This window comes from Citrobacter sp. MGH110 (genome assembly GCF_001037515.1).
Lineage (GTDB): Bacteria > Pseudomonadota > Gammaproteobacteria > Enterobacterales > Enterobacteriaceae > Citrobacter > Citrobacter portucalensis.
In genome coordinates this window covers 466,678-487,596 of sequence record NZ_KQ089830.1, presented here as the reverse complement: position 1 = coordinate 487,596, position 20,919 = coordinate 466,678, and the positions used below count along the sequence as shown (strand labels likewise).

The 20,919-nt window shown below is 52.7% G+C and carries 21 protein-coding genes; 15 read left to right on the top strand and 6 right to left on the bottom strand.

Features of this window, described 5'->3' with window-relative positions; genetic code table 11:
• Positions 1-106 precede the first annotated feature (106 nt).
• From SK38_RS02235 to SK38_RS02220, 4 genes are all read left to right on the top strand, one after another.
• Positions 107-1,006, top strand: coding sequence for a LysO family transporter (locus SK38_RS02235; RefSeq protein ID WP_016150624.1), 900 nt, complete (start codon positions 107-109; stop codon positions 1,004-1,006).
• A 155-nt stretch (positions 1,007-1,161) separates the two neighbouring features.
• Entirely contained in the window at positions 1,162-2,814 is a 1,653-nt protein-coding gene (gene hcp / locus SK38_RS02230; RefSeq protein ID WP_048234955.1) for a hydroxylamine reductase, read from the top strand.
• A gap of 10 nt (positions 2,815-2,824) precedes the next feature.
• Positions 2,825-3,793, top strand: a complete 969-nt coding sequence (gene hcr, locus SK38_RS02225; protein ID WP_048234954.1) for an NADH oxidoreductase — start codon at positions 2,825-2,827, stop codon at positions 3,791-3,793.
• Positions 3,794-3,972: 179 nt separating this feature from the next.
• Positions 3,973-5,586 carry an FAD-NAD(P)-binding protein gene (locus SK38_RS02220; RefSeq protein WP_048234952.1) on the top strand — a complete coding sequence of 538 codons (1,614 nt, stop codon included), beginning with the start codon at positions 3,973-3,975 and terminating at the stop codon, positions 5,584-5,586.
• 74 nt (positions 5,587-5,660) lie between these two features.
• Here SK38_RS02220 and SK38_RS02215 read toward each other — a convergent pair whose 3' ends face one another.
• A complete protein-coding gene (locus SK38_RS02215; RefSeq protein WP_003834302.1) occupies positions 5,661-6,095 on the bottom strand; it encodes a DoxX family protein in 435 nt (144 codons plus the stop codon).
• Between the two features lie 153 nt (positions 6,096-6,248).
• Between SK38_RS02215 and poxB the strand changes: the two genes are divergently transcribed.
• The 4 genes from poxB (at position 6,249) to SK38_RS02195 (ending at position 11,676) form a co-directional block, all read left to right on the top strand.
• Positions 6,249-7,967: a ubiquinone-dependent pyruvate dehydrogenase gene (poxB, locus tag SK38_RS02210; RefSeq protein WP_048224523.1), complete on the top strand. Its 1,719-nt coding sequence runs from the start codon at positions 6,249-6,251 to the stop codon at positions 7,965-7,967.
• Between the two features lie 155 nt (positions 7,968-8,122).
• Complete coding sequence (gene ltaE / locus SK38_RS02205) at positions 8,123-9,124, top strand: low-specificity L-threonine aldolase (protein ID WP_048234951.1); 1,002 nt, start codon at positions 8,123-8,125, stop codon at positions 9,122-9,124.
• Positions 9,125-9,134: 10 nt separating this feature from the next.
• Positions 9,135-10,565: an SDR family oxidoreductase gene (locus SK38_RS02200; RefSeq protein ID WP_048216410.1), complete on the top strand. Its 1,431-nt coding sequence runs from the start codon at positions 9,135-9,137 to the stop codon at positions 10,563-10,565.
• Positions 10,566-10,662: 97 nt separating this feature from the next.
• Complete coding sequence (locus SK38_RS02195; RefSeq protein WP_003834312.1) at positions 10,663-11,676, top strand: NAD-dependent epimerase/dehydratase family protein; 1,014 nt, start codon at positions 10,663-10,665, stop codon at positions 11,674-11,676.
• 100 nt (positions 11,677-11,776) lie between these two features.
• Here the strand turns inward: SK38_RS02195 and SK38_RS02190 are convergent, their stop codons facing one another.
• From SK38_RS02190 to cspG, 4 genes are all read right to left on the bottom strand, one after another.
• The gene (locus tag SK38_RS02190) at positions 11,777-12,607 is read right to left on the bottom strand and encodes an N-acetylmuramoyl-L-alanine amidase (RefSeq protein WP_032943958.1); all 831 of its coding nucleotides are present in this window, start codon (positions 12,605-12,607) and stop codon (positions 11,777-11,779) included.
• Positions 12,604-12,927 carry a heavy metal-binding domain-containing protein gene (locus SK38_RS02185; protein WP_001160725.1) on the bottom strand — a complete coding sequence of 108 codons (324 nt, stop codon included), beginning with the start codon at positions 12,925-12,927 and terminating at the stop codon, positions 12,604-12,606. The genes SK38_RS02190 and SK38_RS02185 overlap by 4 nt, the downstream gene beginning before the upstream one ends.
• Before the next feature lie 204 nt (positions 12,928-13,131).
• Positions 13,132-13,320, bottom strand: a complete 189-nt coding sequence (ymcF, locus tag SK38_RS23510) for a cold shock small protein YmcF (RefSeq protein ID WP_071692589.1) — start codon at positions 13,318-13,320, stop codon at positions 13,132-13,134.
• Positions 13,321-13,330: 10 nt separating this feature from the next.
• Positions 13,331-13,543 (bottom strand): cold shock protein CspG, encoded by a 213-nt coding sequence (gene cspG / locus SK38_RS02180; RefSeq protein WP_020996661.1) that lies wholly within the window; start codon positions 13,541-13,543, stop codon positions 13,331-13,333.
• A 520-nt stretch (positions 13,544-14,063) separates the two neighbouring features.
• Between cspG and SK38_RS02175 the strand changes: the two genes are divergently transcribed.
• The 7 genes from SK38_RS02175 to yegS all read left to right on the top strand — a co-directional run bounded on the left by SK38_RS02175 (position 14,064) and on the right by yegS (position 19,696).
• The gene (locus tag SK38_RS02175; protein ID WP_048234949.1) at positions 14,064-14,579 is read left to right on the top strand and encodes a lipoprotein; all 516 of its coding nucleotides are present in this window, start codon (positions 14,064-14,066) and stop codon (positions 14,577-14,579) included.
• Positions 14,580-14,804: 225 nt separating this feature from the next.
• The gene (gene artP, locus SK38_RS02170) at positions 14,805-15,533 is read left to right on the top strand and encodes an arginine ABC transporter ATP-binding protein ArtP (RefSeq protein WP_003027295.1); all 729 of its coding nucleotides are present in this window, start codon (positions 14,805-14,807) and stop codon (positions 15,531-15,533) included.
• Between the two features lie 16 nt (positions 15,534-15,549).
• Positions 15,550-16,281: an arginine ABC transporter substrate-binding protein ArtI gene (gene artI / locus SK38_RS02165; protein WP_003027298.1), complete on the top strand. Its 732-nt coding sequence runs from the start codon at positions 15,550-15,552 to the stop codon at positions 16,279-16,281.
• 6 nt (positions 16,282-16,287) lie between these two features.
• Complete coding sequence (gene artQ / locus SK38_RS02160; protein WP_003027301.1) at positions 16,288-17,004, top strand: arginine ABC transporter permease ArtQ; 717 nt, start codon at positions 16,288-16,290, stop codon at positions 17,002-17,004.
• Entirely contained in the window at positions 17,004-17,672 is a 669-nt protein-coding gene (gene artM / locus SK38_RS02155; RefSeq protein WP_003840185.1) for an arginine ABC transporter permease ArtM, read from the top strand. The genes artQ and artM overlap by 1 nt, the downstream gene beginning before the upstream one ends.
• Positions 17,673-17,934: 262 nt before the next feature.
• On the top strand, positions 17,935-18,666 hold the full coding sequence (artJ, locus tag SK38_RS02150; protein ID WP_003027308.1) for an arginine ABC transporter substrate-binding protein ArtJ: 732 nt from the start codon (positions 17,935-17,937) through the stop codon (positions 18,664-18,666).
• A gap of 130 nt (positions 18,667-18,796) precedes the next feature.
• The gene (yegS, locus tag SK38_RS02145; RefSeq protein WP_048234948.1) at positions 18,797-19,696 is read left to right on the top strand and encodes a lipid kinase YegS; all 900 of its coding nucleotides are present in this window, start codon (positions 18,797-18,799) and stop codon (positions 19,694-19,696) included.
• A 20-nt stretch (positions 19,697-19,716) separates the two neighbouring features.
• Here yegS and fbaB read toward each other — a convergent pair whose 3' ends face one another.
• The gene (fbaB, locus tag SK38_RS02140; RefSeq protein ID WP_003834421.1) at positions 19,717-20,769 is read right to left on the bottom strand and encodes a class I fructose-bisphosphate aldolase; all 1,053 of its coding nucleotides are present in this window, start codon (positions 20,767-20,769) and stop codon (positions 19,717-19,719) included.
• Between the last annotated feature and the right edge of the window lie 150 nt (positions 20,770-20,919).

Here is a 20,919-nt window from a genome sequence, read left to right as displayed (position 1 = left end):
TATGTACGCTCCCGGGGATTCACTCCCTTGCCGCCTTCCTGCAACTTGAATTATTTAGGTTATAGTGACGCATTTCGTCTTACTTCTCAGCAAGGATCTGGTTTTCATGTTTTCAGGGCTGTTAATCATTCTGGTTCCCCTAATTGTGGGCTACCTTATTCCGCTCCGGCACAGGACTGCATTACAACTTATCAATCGCCTGTTAAGCTGGATCGTCTACCTTATTCTCTTTTTTATGGGTATTAGCCTGGCGTTTCTGGATAATCTCGCCAGCAACCTGTTAGCCATTCTTCATTATTCTGCGGTCAGCGTGACGGTCATTATACTGTGTAATATTGCGGCGCTGTTCTGGCTGGAGCGTTCGCTGCCCTGGAGACACAACCACAAGCAAGAAAAGCTCCCCTCGCGAATTGCAATGGCGCTTGAGTCGCTTCAGCTTTGCGGCGTCGTCGTCATCGGTTTCCTGCTCGGCCTCACTGGGCTTCCCATTCTGCAGCATGCCACCGAAGCCAGCGAATATACGTTAATCTTTTTACTGTTCCTGGTGGGGATTCAACTGCGCAACAGCGGCATGACCTTAAAGCAAATTGTGTTGAACCGTCGGGGGATGATCGTGGCCGTCGTCGTCGTCGCCAGTTCGATGCTGGCGGGGGTTATCAATGCCTTGATCCTCGGTCTACCGCTGAAAACCGCGCTGGCGATGGCATCAGGTTTTGGCTGGTATTCCCTGTCCGGTATTCTGTTAACCGAATCGTTCGGGCCAGTAATTGGTAGTGCCGCCTTCTTTAACGACCTGGCCCGTGAGCTGATCGCCATTATGTTGATTCCAGGAATGGTGGGCCGCAGCCGCTCTACCGCGCTGGGATTATGCGGCGCGACATCAATGGATTTCACCCTGCCCGTTTTACAACGCAGCGGCGGTCTGGAAATGGTCCCGGCAGCCATCGTCCACGGCTTTATTCTGAGTCTGTTAGTGCCTCTGCTGATGGCGTTTTTCTCCGCCTGACGCCGGGACAAATACCTCTCTGGCGGTAGTCAGCTACCGCCAAAATTGCGCTAAATCAATCTCCCTGCAAGTAGTAGCAGAAATCCCTTTTATCCCTTCGCGCACAGGCATAATCTTAAACATGTATATTAAATATAACTTTAAAAGGTGTGACCATGTTTTGTGTGCAATGTGAACAAACCATCCGTACTCCGGCAGGAAACGGCTGCTCTTACGCGCAGGGTATGTGCGGTAAAACGGCTGAGACCTCCGATTTGCAGGATCTGCTGATTGCTTCCCTACAAGGTCTGTCTGCATGGGCTGTTAAAGCACGTGAATACGGCATCATCGACCATGAGGTTGATAACTTTGCGCCGCGTGCGTTCTTCTCCACGCTGACTAACGTTAACTTCGATTCCCCGCGTATTGTTGGCTATGCCCGTGAAGCTATCGCCATGCGCGACGCCCTGAAAGCGCAATGCCTGAACATCGACGCGAACGCAACGGTCACCAACCCGATGGCCGATCTGCAACTGGTCAGCGACGATCTGGGCGACCTGCAACGTCAGGCCGCTGAATTTACCCCGAACAAAGACAAAGCAGCCATTGGCGAGAACATTCTCGGCCTGCGTCTGCTGTGTCTGTACGGCCTGAAAGGTGCGGCAGCTTACATGGAGCACGCGCACGTTCTCGGTCAGTACGACAACGAAATCTACGCTCAGTACCACAAAATCATGGCATGGCTGGGTACCTGGCCTGCCGATATGAACGCTCTGCTGGAGTGTTCAATGGAAATCGGCCAGATGAACTTCAAAGTGATGAGCATTCTGGACGCCGGTGAAACCACCAAATACGGCCACCCGACCCCGACTCAGGTCAACGTAAAAGCAACCGAAGGTAAGTGCATCCTGATCTCCGGTCACGACCTGAAAGATCTGTACAACCTGCTGGAGCAGACCGAAGGTACCGGTGTTAACGTTTATACCCACGGTGAAATGCTGCCGGCGCACGGCTACCCGGAACTGCGTAAGTTCAAGCACCTGATCGGCAACTACGGCAGCGGCTGGCAGAACCAGCAGGTAGAGTTTGCCCGCTTCCCAGGTCCGATCGTCATGACCTCTAACTGCATCATCGACCCGACCGTTGGCGCGTACGACGACCGTATCTGGACCCGTAGCATCGTCGGTTGGCCGGGTGTGAGCCACCTCGAAGGCGACAACTTCGGTCCGGTTATCGCTCAGGCACAGCAGATGGCTGGCTTCCCGTACAGCGAAATCCCGCACCTGATCACCGTAGGTTTCGGTCGTCAGACCCTGCTGGGCGCTGCTGATACCCTGATCGACCTGGTGAGCCGCGAAAAACTGCGTCACATCTTCCTGGTTGGCGGTTGTGATGGTGCACGTGGTGAACGTAACTACTTCACCGACTTCGCCACCAGCGTGCCGGATGACTGCCTGATCCTGACCCTTGCTTGCGGTAAATACCGCTTCAACAAACTGGAGTTCGGCGATATCGAAGGCCTGCCGCGTCTGGTGGATGCTGGTCAGTGTAACGATGCTTACTCTGCCATCATCCTGGCGGTAACCCTGGCTGAGAAACTGGGCTGTGGCGTGAACGATCTGCCGCTGTCTCTGGTGCTCTCCTGGTTCGAACAGAAAGCGATTGTTATTCTGCTGACCCTGCTGTCTCTGGGCGTGAAAAACATCGTCACTGGCCCGACTGCACCTGGTTTCTTCACACCGGATCTGCTGGCAGTTCTCAACGAGAAATTTGGTCTGCGTTCCGTGACCACCGTTGAAGAAGACATGAAGCAACTGCTGAGCGCGTAAGGAGTAAAGAATGACAATGCCAACTCATCAGTGCCCATGGCGGATGCAGGTTCACCACATCCATCAGGAAACGCCGGATGTATGGACAATTTCGTTGCTATGCCACGATTATTATCCTTACCGCGCCGGGCAGTATGCACTGGTCAGCGTACGTAATTCAGCGGATACGCTGCGTGCTTACACCATTTCTTCAACGCCGGGCGTTAGCGAGTACATCACGTTGACCATCCGCCGGATTGACGATGGCGCAGGTTCACAGTGGCTAACCCGCGACGTGAAGCGCGGCGACTATATCTGGCTGTCGGATGCAATGGGTGAGTTCACCTGTGAAGATAAAGCTGAAGACAAGTTCCTGATGCTGGCCGCCGGCTGTGGTGTTACGCCAATCATGTCAATGCGTCGCTGGTTGGCAAAGTACCGCCCACAAGCGGATGTACAGGTAATCTTTAACGTTCGCTCGCCGCAAGATGTCATTTTTGCCGACGAGTGGCGGGAATATCCGGTGACACTAGTTGCTGAAAACAATGCCACAGAAGGTTATGTTTCCGGCCGACTGACGACCGAACTGCTGAAAAGCGTACCGGATCTGACCTCGCGTACCGTGATGACCTGTGGCCCGGCACCATATATGGATCTGGTCGAGAAAGAAGTCAAAACGCTGGGTGTGACGCGCTTCTTTAAAGAGCAGTTCTTCACACCTGTTGCCGAAGCCGCCACCAGTGGCCTGAAGTTTACCAAGCTACAGCCGGCGAAAGAGTTCTACGCGCCAGTGGGCAGTACGCTGCTGGAAGCGCTGGAAAGCAACAAGGTTCCGGTTGTCGCCGCATGCCGTGCAGGTGTTTGCGGCTGCTGCAAAACCAAAGTGGTTGACGGTAACTACACGGTCAGCAGCACCATGACGCTGACCGACGCAGAAATCGCTGAAGGTTATGTGCTGGCTTGTTCCTGTCATCCGCAGGGTGATTTAGTGCTGGCGTAATTGGCCGGTATCTGATGTGCAAAAGGCTGCCTGGCTGTACCGGGTGGCCTTTTTTTATGCTGTCAGGCGTTGAAAAATTCTGATGTTTTCACTCTCCCCGCAAATTATCGACCACACTTACCCTGCGCAGATTAAACATAATCCCTGACTACCACGTCGAACTTTCTACAAGGATCCCCATGAAAAAAGTGGCCATTGTCGGCGTCGGTCCCACCGGGATTTATACGTTTCATGCCCTGGTTGAGCGCGGTGAACCGCTGGAAATAGAGCTTTACGAGCAAGCTGAAGAGGCGGGCGTCGGCATGCCTTACAATAGCGACAACAACGCAGACCACATGCTGGCAAATATAGCCAGCATTGAGATCCCGCCGATCTATATCAGTTATCTGACGTGGCTTCAGAATCAAAGTGATGACTATCTGGCCCAGTTTCAGATTGAACGCGCGTCTTTGCATGAGCGGCAATTTTTGCCCCGCGTGATCCTCGGCGACTATTATCGCGATCGTTTTTTAGCCATTGTCGAGAAAGCGCAACAAGCCGGTTTCACGATTCGCGTACATGAATCAAGCGAAGTCACCGACCTGCGAGCAGACCCGAATGGGGTTTCTTTGTGGATCAACCACGCGTCACAGCCCGTTGAGGTGGATTTCGCCGCTATCGCCACTGGTCATCTGTGGCCTGAAACGGATGCTCAGGAACGCAAATTTTTCCCCAGTCCGTGGACCGGTCTGATGGACGCGCAGATTGGTGCTTGCCGGGTAGGGATTCTGGGCACCTCGTTAAGTGCTATCGACGCCGCGATGGCTGTGGCCAGTCAGCATGGCACCTTCACTACCAATACCGACCATTCACTGCAATTCACACCTAAATCCGACAGTCAAAACCTGAAACTAACCCTGATGTCGCGCAGCGGGGTACTGCCTGAAGCGGATTTTTACTGCCCCCTTCCGTATGAATCGCTGAATATCGCGACGCCAGAAGCAATTGAAGATGCCATTGCCCATGGACAAAACGGATTACTGGACCGCATCTTTCAGCTTATGGCGCAACAACTGCAAGACGCAGCGCCAGGCTGGTGCCAACAGGTGGCGCTTGCGACGCTTAACGCCGACACGTTCCCCGAAGTCTATTTCGCCGACAGGCTCAGGCATGACCCTTTTGACTGGGCGAGACGTAACCTGGTAGAAGTTGAGCGCAACAAGCAGAAACAACATACCGTCGCCTGGCGCTATACCTTGCTGCGCCTGCACGAGGTTATCGAGGAGATAGTCCCTCATCTTGATACCCGCGACGAAAAACGTTTCAAGCGCGGACTGGCGCGGGTATTTATTGATAACTATGCGGCAATCCCGTCAGAGTCAGTTCGCCGACTGCTGGCGCTGCACGAAGCCTGGCTGATTGAGATCCTCGCGCTCGGCACAGATTATGAGCGCATGAATGAACAGGAAATAACGGTAATTTCCCACCACGGTCAGCGCAGCGAATTTGATGTGTTTATTGACGCCCGAGGACAACGGGCATTGCAGAGCAAAGATATCCCGTTCCCAACGCTACGCGATCAACTGCTGGCCTGTGGCGATGAGATCCCGGATATCGGCGAAGATTACACGCTGCAAGCGCCGGAAAACGCCCGCAATCGCATCGCTTTTGGCGGGCTGCCGTGGTTAATGCACGATCGTCCGTTTATTCAGGGACTGGTGGTCAGCGCTGAAATAGGCGCCGCGATGGCAAGGGCATTGACGCAGCGAGCGCTGAGACGTCGGCACAAACTATGGAACAGTGACGACATATAGATTAGCGACAAATTGAACGACGAGGCGGAGCAATGTTACGCTTTCCCGCCTCGGTATTGACTCTCAGATGGTAACTATCGCCAGGCAGAATTCCCGGCAACGGAGTAACGCCCCGCCCCCAAAAACGCCACGGCCAGCGCGCCGATAAAGAAATAAACCAGACTTTCAATCGCCCATGCACCGGTTTTATCCAGTGTCCAGGTTTCCCCCATCCCGACCATCAGCCATGCCACAACCATCGTAAACGCCAGCCCCAACGCCGCCGGACGCGTCAGGATGCCAAGAATAATCAGGCACGGTGCCACGACCTCTCCCAACAGAACGCCATACGCAATAAAGCCTGGGAAACCTTTCGCTATCAACATACCGCTGATGCCATCAATACCCGCAAAGAGTTTATGCAGCCCATGAAACAGCATCAGCCCACCGACGGCAAAGCGTAACAATAACTTGCCAAAATCTTCGTGAGTCAGTACTCGGTTAACTGAATTTAATAGTTTTATAACCATTTGAATTTATTCCTTGTTTCACCATGTCCAATAACAAACTACGCTTAATACAGGTTAAATGAAACCTGCCGGAAATAAGGGGGAAATGAGAAGCATAACTATTATCTTCATCTAAACTTGTAACCGGTATCACATTAGAGGAGAAGGAAAACCATGAAACAAACGGTTGCCGCTTTTATTGCTAAAACACTCGAACAGGCTGGCGTAAAACGCATTTGGGGTGTAACGGGTGACTCGCTAAATGGTCTGAGTGACAGTCTGAATCGTATGGGAACAATTGACTGGATGCCAACCCGTCATGAAGAGGTTGCAGCCTTCGCTGCGGGCGCTGAAGCGCAGTTGACGGGCGAACTGGCCGTCTGCGCAGGCTCGTGCGGGCCAGGCAACCTGCACCTGATCAACGGGCTGTTTGATTGTCACCGTAACCACGTCCCGGTACTGGCAATCGCCGCGCATATTCCCTCCAGTGAAATAGGCAGCGGTTATTTTCAGGAGACCCACCCGCAAGAGTTGTTCCGCGAATGTAGCCACTATTGCGAGCTGGTTTCCAGCCCAGAACAGATCCCGCAGGTACTCGCCATTGCCATGCGTAAGGCGGTACTCAACCGTGGCGTATCCGTGGTGGTTTTACCCGGTGACGTGGCGCTAAAACCTGCGCCTGAAAGCGCCACCACGCACTGGTATCAGGCGCCGCTCCCGGTGGTGACTCCACAAGAAGAAGAGCTGAGAAAACTGGCGCAACTGCTGCGCTACTCCAGCAATATCGCCCTGATGTGCGGCAGCGGCTGCGCCGGTGCGCATAAAGAGCTGGTTGAGTTTGCGGCTAAAATTAAAGCGCCGATTGTTCACGCCCTGCGTGGTAAAGAGCATGTTGAGTACGATAACCCCTATGATGTGGGTATGACCGGGCTGATTGGCTTTTCATCCGGCTTCCATACCATGATGAATGCCGACACGCTGATCCTGCTTGGCACCCAGTTCCCCTATCGCCCGTTCTACCCCACCGACGCCAAAATTATTCAGATTGATATCAATCCGGCGAGCATTGGCGCGCACAGTAAAGTGGATATGGCGCTGGTAGGCGATATTAAATCCACTCTCCGTGCCCTACTGCCTCTGGTGGAAGAGAAAACCGAGCGGCAATTCCTGGACAAAGCGCTGGAGCACTATCGCGAGGCGCGTAAAGGGCTGGATGATTTAGCCAAACCCAGCGATAAAGCCATTCACCCGCAGTATCTGGCGCAGCAGATCAGCCACTTTGCCGCTGACGATGCCATCTTTACCTGCGACGTTGGTACGCCAACGGTGTGGGCAGCACGCTATCTGAAAATGAACGGCAAACGTCGTCTGCTCGGATCGTTTAACCACGGGTCGATGGCTAATGCCATGCCGCAGGCACTCGGCGCACAAGCGACCGAACCAGGACGCCAGGTTGTGGCAATGTGCGGTGACGGCGGCTTTAGCATGCTGATGGGAGACTTTCTGTCGGTTGTCCAGATGAAGCTGCCGGTGAAGATTATTGTCTTCAACAACAGCGTACTGGGATTTGTCGCAATGGAGATGAAAGCGGGCGGTTATCTGACCGATGGCACTGAACTGCACGACACCAACTTCGCGCGGATTGCCGAAGCCTGCGGCATTACAGGCATTCGCGTGGAAAAATCCTCAGAGGTTGATGAAGCGCTACAAAGGGCGATGTCGATTGACGGCCCGGTGCTGGTCGATGTGGTCGTGGCGAAAGAAGAGCTGGCGATCCCGCCGCAGATCAAACTCGAACAGGCCAAAGGTTTTAGCCTGTATATGCTGCGTGCAATCATCAGTGGACGCGGTGATGAAGTGATCGAACTGGCGAAAACGAACTGGCTCAGGTAAAACATCCTTATTAAATCACACACAAAATCATTCATGATGCATCAAGGCGGCTAGCCCGAAAATCCCCAGGAGCATAGGTATACTATGTGACTGGGGTTTAAGGGTGCGGCCAACGCCGAGGCAGCCTGAAGGATGAAGTGTAATAAGGAGACACCATGATTGATTTACGCAGTGATACCGTCACCCGGCCGAGTCGCGCCATGCTGGAAGAGATGATGGCAGCCCCGGTCGGGGATGACGTGTATGGAGACGACCCTACCGTTAACGCCCTCCAGCAATACGCCGCAGAGCTTTCTGGTAAAGAAGCCGCTATTTTCTTACCTACCGGTACTCAGGCTAACCTGGTGGCGCTGCTCAGCCATTGTCAGCGTGGCGAAGAGTACATTGCCGGCCAGGGCGCGCATAACTATCTCTACGAAGCAGGTGGCGCAGCGGTGCTCGGTAGCATTCAACCGCAACCTATCGACGCCGCACCGGATGGCTCCCTGCCTCTGGACAAAGTAGCTGCAAAAATCAAAGTGGACGATATCCATTTTGCCCGCACCCGCTTGCTCAGCCTGGAAAATACCCACAACGGCAAAGTGCTGCCGCGCGAGTATCTGAAAGACGCCTGGGAATTCACCCGTGAGCGTAATCTTGCCCTGCACGTCGACGGCGCACGTATTTTTAACGCCATCGTCGCCTACGGCTGTGAACTTAAAGATGTCACGCAATACTGTGATTCGTTCACCATTTGCCTCTCCAAAGGCCTCGGCACCCCCGTTGGTTCACTGCTGGTCGGCAGCCACGAGTACATCAAACGCGCTATTCGCTGGCGCAAAATGACCGGCGGCGGAATGCGTCAGGCCGGTATTCTGGCAGCGGCCGGGCTGTATGCGCTGAAAAATAACGTGGCGCGTTTGCAGGAAGATCATGACAACGCCGCCTGGATGGCGGAGCAGCTGCGCGAAGCAGGGGCGGACGTCATGCGCCACGACACCAACATGCTGTTTGTTCGCGTTGGCGAAGAGCACGCTACCGCGCTGGGCGAGTATATGAAAGCGCAAGGTGTGCTGATTAACGCCTCCCCGATTGTGCGCCTGGTGATGCACCTGGACGTATCACGTGAACAACTTGCTGAAGTCGTCGCCCACTGGCGCGCTTTTTTAACCCAATAAGGAGATGGGCGTGCCGCAACGGATTTTGGTTCTTGGCGCCAGTGGCTACATTGGTCAGCATTTGGTACAGGCGCTCAGTCAGCAAGGGCACCAGGTGTTGGCTGCGGCACGTCGCATTGAACGGCTGGAAAAGCAGCAACTGGCCAATGTCAGTTGCCACAAGGTCGATTTGAATTGGCCAGATAACCTCACCCCGCTGCTGACGGGTGTTGATACGGTTTATTATCTGGTTCATGGTATGGGCGAAGGCGGTGATTTTATTGCCCACGAACGTCAGGTGGCGATGAACGTGCGCGATGCGCTACGTAATACGCCAGTTAAACAGCTTATTTTCCTGAGCTCATTGCAGGCTCCCCGGCATGAACAATCCGATCATCTGCGTGCGCGACAGATAACCGCAGACACCCTGCGCGAGTCAGGCGTGCCAATGACGGAATTGCGCGCGGGCATTATCGTGGGGGCGGGTTCCGCTGCCTTTGAAGTCATGCGCGATATGGTTTACAACCTGCCGGTTCTCACCCCTCCACGCTGGGTACGCTCGCGTACCACGCCTATCGCGCTGGAGAATTTAATGTACTATCTGGTGGCATTGTTGGAAAATCCCACACCACATCACCGCGTCCTCGAAGCCGCCGGGCCGCAGGTGTTGAGCTATCAGGAACAGTTCGAGCATTTTATGGCGGTCAGCGGTAAACATCGCCTGCTCATCCCCATCCCCTTCCCTACCCGCTGGATTTCGGTCTGGTTTTTGAACGTCATTACGTCAGTGCCGCCAACCACGGCCAAAGCGCTGATCCAGGGCTTAAAACACGACCTGCTGGCCGATGACACCGAATTACGTGCGCTGATCCCACAAAAACTGATTGCCTTTGATGACGCGGTGCGCAGCACGTTGAAGGAAGAAGAGAAGCTGGTCAACTCCAGCGATTGGGGTTACGACGCACAGGCGTTTGCCCGCTGGCGTCCAGAATATGGCTATTTCGCCAAACAAGCTGGCTTTAGCGTTGAAACCTCTGCCAGCACAAAAGCGCTGTGGCAGGTTGTGAATCGACTCGGCGGCAAAGAAGGCTATTTCTTTGGCAATATTCTATGGAAGACGCGCGCGGCGTTGGACCTGCTGGTCGGCCATAAGCTGGCAAAAGGTCGTCCCGAACACCCACTATTGCAGGTTGGCGACACCGTTGATAGCTGGAAAGTCATCATCGTTGAGCCGGAGAAACAGCTGACGCTGCTGTTTGGAATGAAAGCGCCGGGACTGGGTCGCCTGAGCTTCACACTGGAAGATAAAGGTGACCACCGACGCATTGATGTACGCGCGTGGTGGCATCCGCACGGTATGCCTGGCCTCTTCTACTGGCTGTTGATGATCCCCGCCCACCTGTTCATTTTCAGGGGGATGGCGAAGCGTATAGCCAAACTTGCAGAACAAATCACAGACTAATGATAAAAAGAGCCTGTATTCTTTCATGTTTCCCATTGCATACAGGCGTAATTCACGGAAGAATGCGCACGACGTTTTTTAAACACAGTGGATTGATATGAAGGTACTGGTTACCGGAGCCACCAGCGGCTTGGGCCGAAACGCGGTTGAGTTTTTATGCAGCAAAGGCGTCAGCGTCAGAGCCACCGGTCGCAACGAAGCGATGGGCAAGCTGCTGGAGAAAATGGGCGCAGAATTTGTGCATGCGGATTTGACCGAGCTGGTTTCTTCGCAGGCAAAAGTGATGCTTGCCGGCATTGACACGCTGTGGCACTGCTCCAGTTTCACCTCTCCATGGGGAACTCAGGAAGCTTTTGATCTGGCCAACGTTCGTGCTACCCGCCGTCTGGGCGAGTGGGCCGTAGCCTGGGGTGTACGTAACTTTATTCATATCTCCTCTCCGTCGCTGTATTTTGATTATCACCATCATCGCGATATCAAAGAAGACTTCCGTCCCCATCGCTTCGCCAACGAATTCGCCCGCAGCAAAGCGGCTGGTGAAGAGGTGATTGCGCTGCTCGCCCAGGCCAACCCGCAGACTCGCTTTACTGTCTTGCGCCCACAAAGCTTGTTCGGACCTCACGATAAAGTCTTTATTCCCCGCCTCGCCCATATGATGTACCACTACGGCAGCATCCTGTTGCCGCACGGCGGGAGTGCGCTGGTGGATATGACCTATTACGAGAACGCGGTTCACGCGATGTGGCTGGCGAGTCAGGAAGCCTGCGATAAACTGCCGTCGGGTCGCGCGTACAATATAACCAACGGTGAACATCGCACCCTGCGCAGTATTGTGCAGAAACTTATCGACGAGCTGAATATTGATTGCCGTATCCGCTCCGTGCCCTACCCGATGCTGGACATGATTGCCCGCAGCATGGAGCGCTTAGGCAATAAATCGGCGAAAGAGCCAAAGCTTACGCATTACGGCGTTTCGAAGCTAAATTTTGACTTTACGCTGGATACCAGCCGCGCCCAGGAAGAGTTAGGTTATCAGCCCGTTGTGACGCTGGATGAAGGGATTGAGCGTACCGCGGCCTGGCTGCGCGACCACGGTAAGCTGCCGCGTTAGGCTGATAGCCATTGCAGGGTGGCGGCACAAGCGCCACAAAAACCTGCCAAATTAACCGTAGGCCTGATAAGCGAAGCGCCATCAGGCATTGGTGTCTGCGTTAACCCTGCCCGTATTTCTCCAGTAACGCTTCGGCAATCGCCTGCGTTTCCGCATCCGCCACGCCATTCCACAACGTCGGGCGGAAATGCATCTGGAACGCCATAATCACCCGCTGCTGTTCACGCGGCGTCATCTCGGGTTTTACCTCATAGCCATAGCGTGACAGCAGATCGAGCAATGACGCGGTTTCTACCGGTGTATGGGGCGCTCGTCCGGCGAGATAAAATGCCACACGCTGAGCATCCGGCCATGCGCCAATGCCCTGAGCGGCCAGTGCTTGCCACGGAAACAGCGGGCCGGGATCGTCCTTACGCTGCGGCGCAATGTCTGCATGAGCCACCACGTTTTGCGGTTTTATGTCGTAGCGGGCGATAATATCTTTCGCCAATGGGATTAACGCCTGAATCTGCGCGGGCTCAAACGGCGCAAAATACTTGCTGCCCGCTGATTTTTGCCAGCCGCGGTTTTCCAGCTCAATGCCAATTGAGGTATCGTTAATACGCGTAGCGCCGCGCCAGAAGCTAATCCCCGCATGCCAGGCCAGATCTTTTTCCGGCACCAGTTGCCAGATACGCGGTTTACCATGGTAAAGCGGCGGCACTGCGGGGATCAAATAGTGTGAACTGACGTTTTTATCGGTCAGCGTAGCCAGGGAAGAGTCAAAATCATCGGCCGTGTAATGAATAACCAGTACTTTAATGCGCGGATAAGCAGCCTGGGCCTGACGGCGGGTATCTAACTGATACCCGTCTTTGTCGACAATCCCTTTTTCGCCAGCACATCCCACCAGCAACAGCGTAAATGCCAGCAGACACAACAGACGTTTCATCGGCGAGTTTTCACCGCGGTACCGCTGACGCTCACCATCAGCATGCTACCGTCTTTGCCTACGGTTTCGTAATCGATATCGATACCGACCACCGCATCAGCACCCAGCGCTTTCGCCTGTTCGCCCAGCTCCTGAAAAGCAATTTCACGCGCTTTACGCAGCTCTTTTTCATACGCGCCGGAGCGACCGCCGACAATATCGCGAATACCGGCAAAAAAATCGCGGAAGATATTCGCGCCTAAAATGGCTTCACCGGTAACAACACCGCAGTACTCCACGATGCTCTGTCCTTCCAGCGTAGGGGTTGTCGAAAACTGCATGGTTAATCTCCTTTTTGCGCTAAGAGCACAATCTCAAAAGCATTATCAAACCAATACACTATGACACTCAAAGGAAAGCCCGCCAAATAAAACTGCTATCCTTGTTGATGTGTAGCGGTTTCAGGTGGTGCGTTTTTTATTTTTATTTGACTGGCATGCCGCCAAAAATAAAAAAGCCCCCAGATGCTTGGGGGCCTGAAGTTATTATTTTCTAAAATCTAATGGCGCCTGGCCGGACTGAATGTACATTGCTACGTTATCAAATGTAATCATTTTTGATTTACAAAAAATACATTTTGCCCCGAACGGATTTCCCTCAGTAACATCAAAGGTTGATGTTCTGTATTGGGAACCATGGCAACATGGACAGCGAAAGTGAATATGATTAGTAATAATAGTTACCTCAAAGCGCCACAACATTAATTGCGGATGGACCTTTAGGTCCCTGCTCCACACCGAATTCGACTTTCTGGTTTTCATTCAGCGTCTTAAACTCATTACTTTGAATCGCTGAGAAATGGACAAAGACATCTTTGCTGCCATCTGCAGGCGTAATGAAGCCAAAACCTTTTTCAGGATTGAACCATTTAACTAAACCAGTCATTTTAGTAGACATATATTTATTCCTTAATTTGAGCCTTTCGGCAAGCTTGGTTTTTATGACAGAAACTTCGTAGTGCTTAATGAAGAAACTCAAAGAGGGGAAAAACGGGTTACACCTGAAAATGAGAACTGCTTGAGTAAACTACTTTGTATATCGTCTGTTATTCAAACCGACCGGATCATTAACGCACGAGCACCGAGATTAAGCAACTCTTATTTTAGCCATCCGGAGTCCCTTATAGCCAACAACACGGCATGAATTTTGTTTAGCCAGGCGTAAAGCGCGGCAAATGGAACATGCAAATGCTCAGATGGTCTATACAGTATAAGAAGCATGAATGGCCGCCAACGCCCCGTTGCAGGTTGATATACTAAAGCTGAAGCTGGCAACGAGCGCCACCAACATGCTTCAGGTGGGGTGTCCGCGAATTTGCTTTAGCAAAAACAATGTGTTAATCGATCATACAATCTTTAGTGAGACCGAATTGTTCATCGTAGAACACAATTAGTAGGAAGCTTATAAGGAAATCATTATGCGCTATTCGAAACTCTCTCTGCTGGTTCCATGTGCACTACTTCTCAGCGCCTGTACGACCGTGACGCCGGTCTATAAAGATAACGGCACGCGTAGTGGTTCATGCATAGAAGGTGGGCCAGACAGCGTGGCTCAACAATTCTATGATTACCGTATTCAGCATCGAAACAATGACATTACCGCCCTCCGTCCGTACCTGAGCGACAATCTGGCTAAACTGCTGACCGACGCCAGCCGCGATAATACACACCGCGATCTGTTTAACAGCGATCCGTTCTCCAGTCGCGCTACGTTACCAGACAGCGCCAGTGTCGCCAGCGCATCGACTATTCCGAATAGTGATGCACGCAACATTCCACTGCGCGTAGAGCTCAAACAGGGTGACCAAAGCTGGCGTGATGAAGTGCTGATGATCCGTGAAGGTCAGTGCTGGGTCGTTGATGATGTACGCTATCTGGGCGGCAGCGTACACGCGCCAGCCGGGACGCTACGCCAGTCTGTCGAAAACCGCTAACCGCCCCATTCACCCGCTTAAATCATAACCCCCATAAATTGTCTGGCATTCTGCATAGAATGCCGACATTTATTCTTGCCCACTGGTGGCCCCGCTATTTTGTGCTATGTTTAGAGAAGAATGCGGTTTGCATTTAACTTTTAACGCATAAATATTGCATAACTATTCTGTCAAAGGTAGTATCTGCGGCTTCAATAGCTATCAGACTGCCAGTATCGAGTGTCAATGAGTATTCAATTAAACGGCATTAACTGCTTCTACGGCGCACATCAGGCGCTGTTCGATATCACGCTGGATTGCCCTCAGGGTGAAACACTGGTGTTACTTGGCCCAAGTGGAGCCGGGAAAAGCTCGCTGCTGCGCGTACTCAACCTGCTTGAGATGCCGCGCTCGGGCACGCTCTCTATTGCAGGCAACCGTTTCGACTTCACGAAGACCCCGTCAGATAAAGCCATTCGGGATCTGCGTCAGAACGTAGGCATGGTCTTTCAACAATATAATCTCTGGCCGCATCTCACGGTTGTGCAGAACCTGATTGAAGCGCCCTGCCGCGTACTGGGTCTGACAAAAGAGCAAGCGATGGCGCGTGCCGAGAAACTGCTGGAACGTCTGCGCCTCAAGCCTTACAGCGATCGTTACCCATTACATCTTTCCGGTGGCCAGCAACAGCGTGTGGCCATTGCCCGCGCGTTGATGATGGAGCCGCAGGTGCTGCTGTTTGATGAACCGACCGCCGCGCTTGACCCGGAAATTACCGCCCAAATCGTCAGCATCATTCGCGAACTGGCGGAAACCAACATTACTCAAGTGATCGTCACCCACGAAGTGGAAGTTGCACGTAAAACGGCCAGCCGTGTGGTGTATATGGAAAACGGTCATATCGTCGAGTTTGGGGATGCGAGCTGCTTTGCCAACCCGCAAACCGAAGCGTTTAAAAACTATCTTTCTCACTAAGATTCGGGACAATACAATGAAAAAAGTTCTGATTGCCGCGCTAATCGCAGGTTTTAGTCTTTCCGCTACCGCAGCCCAAACCATTCGTTTCGCCACCGAAGCGTCTTATCCTCCGTTTGAATCTATCGATGCGAATAACAAGATCGTAGGTTTTGACGTTGATCTGGCAAACGCGCTGTGTAAAGAGATTGACGCTACTTGTACCTTCACCAATCAGGCCTTCGACAGCCTGATTCCGAGCCTGAAGTTCCGTCGTTTTGACGCGGTGATGGCCGGTATGGACATCACGCCTGAGCGTGAAAAACAGGTGCTGTTCACCACCCCTTACTACGACAACTCTGCGCTGTTTGTGGGCCAGCAGGGTAAATACACCAGCATCGACCAGCTGAAAGGTAAAAAAGTCGGCGTTCAAAACGGTACCACGCACCAGAAATTCATCATGGATAAACATCCGGAAGTGACCACTGTGCCGTATGACAGCTACCAGAATGCCAAACTCGATCTGCAAAATGGTCGTATTGACGGCGTCTTTGGTGATACCGCAGTAGTAACCGAGTGGCTGAAAGACAATCCTAAGCTTGCCGCGGTTGGTGACAAAGTGACGGATAAAGATTACTTCGGTACCGGTCTGGGCATTGCTGTGCGCCAGGGCAATACCGAGCTGCAGCAGAAATTTAACGCTGCGCTGGAAAAAGTGAAGAAAGATGGGACTTACGAGACCATCTACAACAAATGGTTCCAGAAGTAATATTTGATGAATGAATTTTTTCCTTTAGCAAGCGCCGCCGGGATGACCGTCGGCCTTGCCGTTTGTGCGCTGATCATTGGCCTTGCGCTCGCCATGTTTTTTGCCGTCTGGGAGTCAGTAAAATGGCGCCCGGTGGCATGGGCGGGCTCGGCCCTGGTCACCATCCTGCGCGGTCTGCCAGAAATTCTGGTGGTTCTGTTTATCTATTTCGGCTCCTCACAGCTGCTGCTGACGCTGGCCGATGGCTTTACGATCAATCTCGGGTTTGTACAAATCCCGGTTCAGATGCAGATCGAAAACTTCGACGTCAGCCCGTTCCTGTGCGGTGTCATTGCACTGTCATTACTGTACGCCGCTTACGCATCACAAACGCTGCGTGGCGCGCTGAAGGCCGTGCCACTCGGACAATGGGAATCAGGTCAGGCGTTGGGTTTGTCTAAAGCCGCGATCTTCTTTCGTCTGGTGATGCCGCAGATGTGGCGTCATGCCTTACCGGGACTGGGTAACCAGTGGCTGGTATTGCTGAAAGATACCGCGCTGGTCAGCCTTATCAGCGTGAACGATCTGATGCTGCAAACGAAGAGTATTGCCACCCGTACCCAGGAGCCGTTTACCTGGTACATTGTGGCGGCCGCTATTTATCTGGTGATTACGCTGGTAAGTCAGTACATTCTCAAACGCATTGACCTGCGCGCGACACGTTTTGAGCGGAGACCAGGCTGATGCTTGAGTATTTACCTGAATTGTTGAAAGGGCTGCATACCAGCCTGACGCTGACGGTCGCCTCCATCGTGGTTGCTCTGGTGCTGGCGCTGATCTTCACCGTCATCCTGACGCTGAAAACGCCGGTGCTGGTGTGGCTGGTTCGCGCTTATATCACGCTGTTTACCGGTACACCGCTGCTGGTGCAAATCTTCCTGATCTACTACGGACCAGGACAGTTTCCGGCATTGCAAGAATATCCGGTACTGTGGCATCTGCTCTCTGAACCCTGGTTATGCGCCTTAATTGCGCTGTCGTTAAACAGTGCGGCCTACACTACGCAACTGTTTTACGGCGCTATCCGTGCAATCCCGGAAGGCCAGTGGCAGTCCTGCGGAGCGTTAGGGATGAGCAAAAAGGATACGCTGGCGATTCTGTTGCCGTACGCCTTTAAACGCGCCCTCTCCTCGTATTCCAACGAAGTGGTGCTGGTATTTAAAAGTACCTCACTGGCTTACACTATCACGCTGATGGAAGTCATGGGTTATAGCCAGCTGCTGTACGGCCGCACGTACGACGTTATGGTCTTCGGTGCCGCGGGTGTGATTTACCTGATCGTCAACGGTTTGCTGACGCTGATGATGCGCTTAATCGAACGTAAAGCGCTGGCGTTTGAACACCGGAATTAAGCATATGCCTGATGGCGCTACGCTTATCAGGCCTACGGTTCATGCACCTTTTGTAGGCCGGATAAGGTGCTAGCACCGCCATCCGGCAAATATGCATAAAGCAAAATAATAAAGACGGACAACAACCTAAATTGTCCGTCTTTTTTTATACCATAAAAAAATATTTAATCATTTTTATTGCATACAAATTCATAAAATGGCATTGTTACCCCACGCCGCAGACACGGTAATAATCATAAGATTGACAGACGGGAGTTCCACCATGAAAAAGTTAGTACTGGCCGCATTACTTGCTACTTTCGCCGCTGGCGCCTCAGCTGCTGATAAAATTAGTTTCGGTGTATCAGCCACGTATCCGCCATTTGAGTCACTGGACGCGAGCAATAAAATTGTCGGTTTTGACATAGACCTGGCAACGGCGCTGTGCAAACAAATGCAGGCAGAATGTACTTTCACCAATCACGCTTTCGACAGCCTGATCCCCGCGCTGAAATTCAAGAAATATGATGCGGTAATTTCCGGAATGGATATCACACCTGAGCGTAGCAAGCAGGTTGCATTTACTCAGCCTTACTATGCCAACTCCGCGCTGGTGATTGCGAAAAAAGACACCTATAAAACCTTTGCCGACCTGAAAGGTAAGCGCATCGGTATGGAAAACGGCACCACCCATCAGAAATACCTGCAGGACAAACATCCTGAGGTGAAAACCGTGGCCTACGATAGCTATCAGAATGCGATTATCGACCTGAAAAATGGCCGTATTGATGGCGTATTTGGCGATACCGCTGTGGTTAACGAATGGCTGAAAACCAACCCGCAGTTGGGCGTAGCCACTGACAAAGTAACCGATCCGCAATACTTCGGTACTGGCCTTGGCATCGCGGTTCGCCCGGATAACAAAGCCCTGCTGGAAAAACTGAACAGCGCGCTGGCGGCAATCAAAGCTGACGGCACGTACCAGAAAATCAGCGATCAGTGGTTCCCGCAGTAACGTCTGCCCAATCTGAAAAGCCGCGCTCTGCGGCTTTTTTATCTCTTCGCCTGCGCTTTCAGTCAGTTCTTACGCCATAAACGCTTTCCTGGCATACACTTGTTAAAACGAAAAAAAGTGAGGCAAACGGATGATAGCGTTCCCTGCCAGTTTACTGATCCTCAATGGAAAAAGTGCTGATAATCTCCCCCTGCGTGATGCCATTGCGAAGCTTCGCGATGAAGGCGTGGAAATCCATGTTCGCGTGACCTGGGAAAAAGGCGATGCCCAACGCTACGTTGATGAAGCTCGTCAGCTAGGCGTTGCTACGGTGATAGCCGGCGGCGGTGACGGCACCATCAACGAAGTTTCGACAGCGCTGATTCAGTCGCAGGGTGGCAATATTCCAGCGCTGGGTATTTTACCGTTGGGAACGGCGAATGACTTTGCCACCAGCGTTGGTATACCCGATGACCTTGATAAGGCGTTAAAGCTGGCTATCGCTGCAAATGCGACTGCAATCGATATGGTGCTGGTCAACGATAAAACCTGTTTTATCAACATGGCGACCGGCGGGTTTGGCACTCGCATCACCACCGAAACGCCGGAAAAACTCAAGGCCGCACTGGGCGGTGTATCGTATTTTATTCACGGATTAATGCGCATGGATACGCTCAAGCCCGACATCTGTGACATTCGTGGGGAGGATTTTCACTGGCAGGGTAAAGCGCTGGTGATTGGTATCGGTAACGGTCGCCAGGCCGGTGGTGGGCAACAGCTTTGCCCGACGGCGCTGATCAACGACGGCCTGCTGCAACTGCGCATTTTTACCGGCGAAGAACTACTGCCAGGACTGCTTTCGGCGTTAACGCAATCCGAAGACAACCCTAACATTATTGACGGCGCATCGTCGTGGTTTGATATCCGCGCCCCACACGAAATTACCTTTAATCTCGATGGTGAACCACTCAGCGGACAAGAGTTTCATATTGAAATCCTGCCCGCTGCGCTACGTTGCAGACTGCCACCGGGTTGTCCGCTATTGCGCTAACCCAACGACAATCCGAGGGATCAGGCAATAGTGACTTTGCTGTCCAGATAAACGTCCTGTACGGCGTTAATCAACTTAACGCCGTCGGCCATGGTTTTCTTGAACGCTTTACGCCCCAGAATCAGCCCCATACCACCCGCACGTTTGTTAATAACCGCCGTACGCACTGCATCGCTCAGGTCGGTGTCGCCGCCGGCCGCCCCGCCAGAGTTAATTAACCCGGCACGCCCCATATAACAGTTCGCCAGTTGGTAACGCACCAGGTCAATTGGATTCTCGCTGGTCAACTTGGTATAGACGCGATCGTCGGTATAGCCAAAATTAACCGCTTTATACCCGCCGTTATTTTCCGCCATTTTCTGCTTAACGATATCCGCTCCGATAGTGGCAGCCAGATGGTTAGCCTGCCCGGTAAGATCGGCGGAAACATGGTAATCCACGCCATCTTTTTTAAACGCGGAGTTACGCAGATACGCCCACAGCACGGTAACCATACCCAACTCATGGGCGCGCTCAAACGCTGCAGAAATCTCTTCAATCTGGCGGCGAGATTCCTCAGAACCGAAATAGATGGTTGCCCCTACCGCAACCGCACCCATATTGAACGCCTGCTCTACGCTGGCATACAGCGTCTGGTCAAAGGTATTCGGATAGCTGAGCGTTTCGTTGTGGTTAATTTTAACGAGGAACGGGATACGGTGCGCGTAGCGGCGGGAGACAGAAGCCAGCACACCGTAAGTCGATGCCACGCAGTTGCACCCTGCTTCGATAGCCAACTCCACAATATTCTTCGGATCAAAGTACAGCGGGTTAGCTGCAAACGAAGCCCCAGCAGAATGCTCTACCCCCTGATCCACCGGTAGGATCGACAGATACCCTGTCCCGGCAAGTCGCCCCGTGTTATACAGCGTCTGCATATTACGCAGCACGGCAGGCGGACGATTGTTATCCACCATTACGCGATCGACGTAATCATGTCCAGGCAGGTAAAGTTGGTCAGAAGGAATGGTCATACAACGATGCTGTAAAAGGCTGTCGGCATCTTTGCCAAGCAACTGCGCAATATCAGTCATAGCTATGCTCCCGTAAGTTCCGGTTTAAAACCGGAATATGGATTGTCCTGACCCGCCTTTTTGCGGGCAGCATTAAGCCTGGTACCGACTGCGCTTTTTTTCCATCTTTAGCGCACTTTTCAGCAACTTCTGCTGGCTCGATTCAGGAAA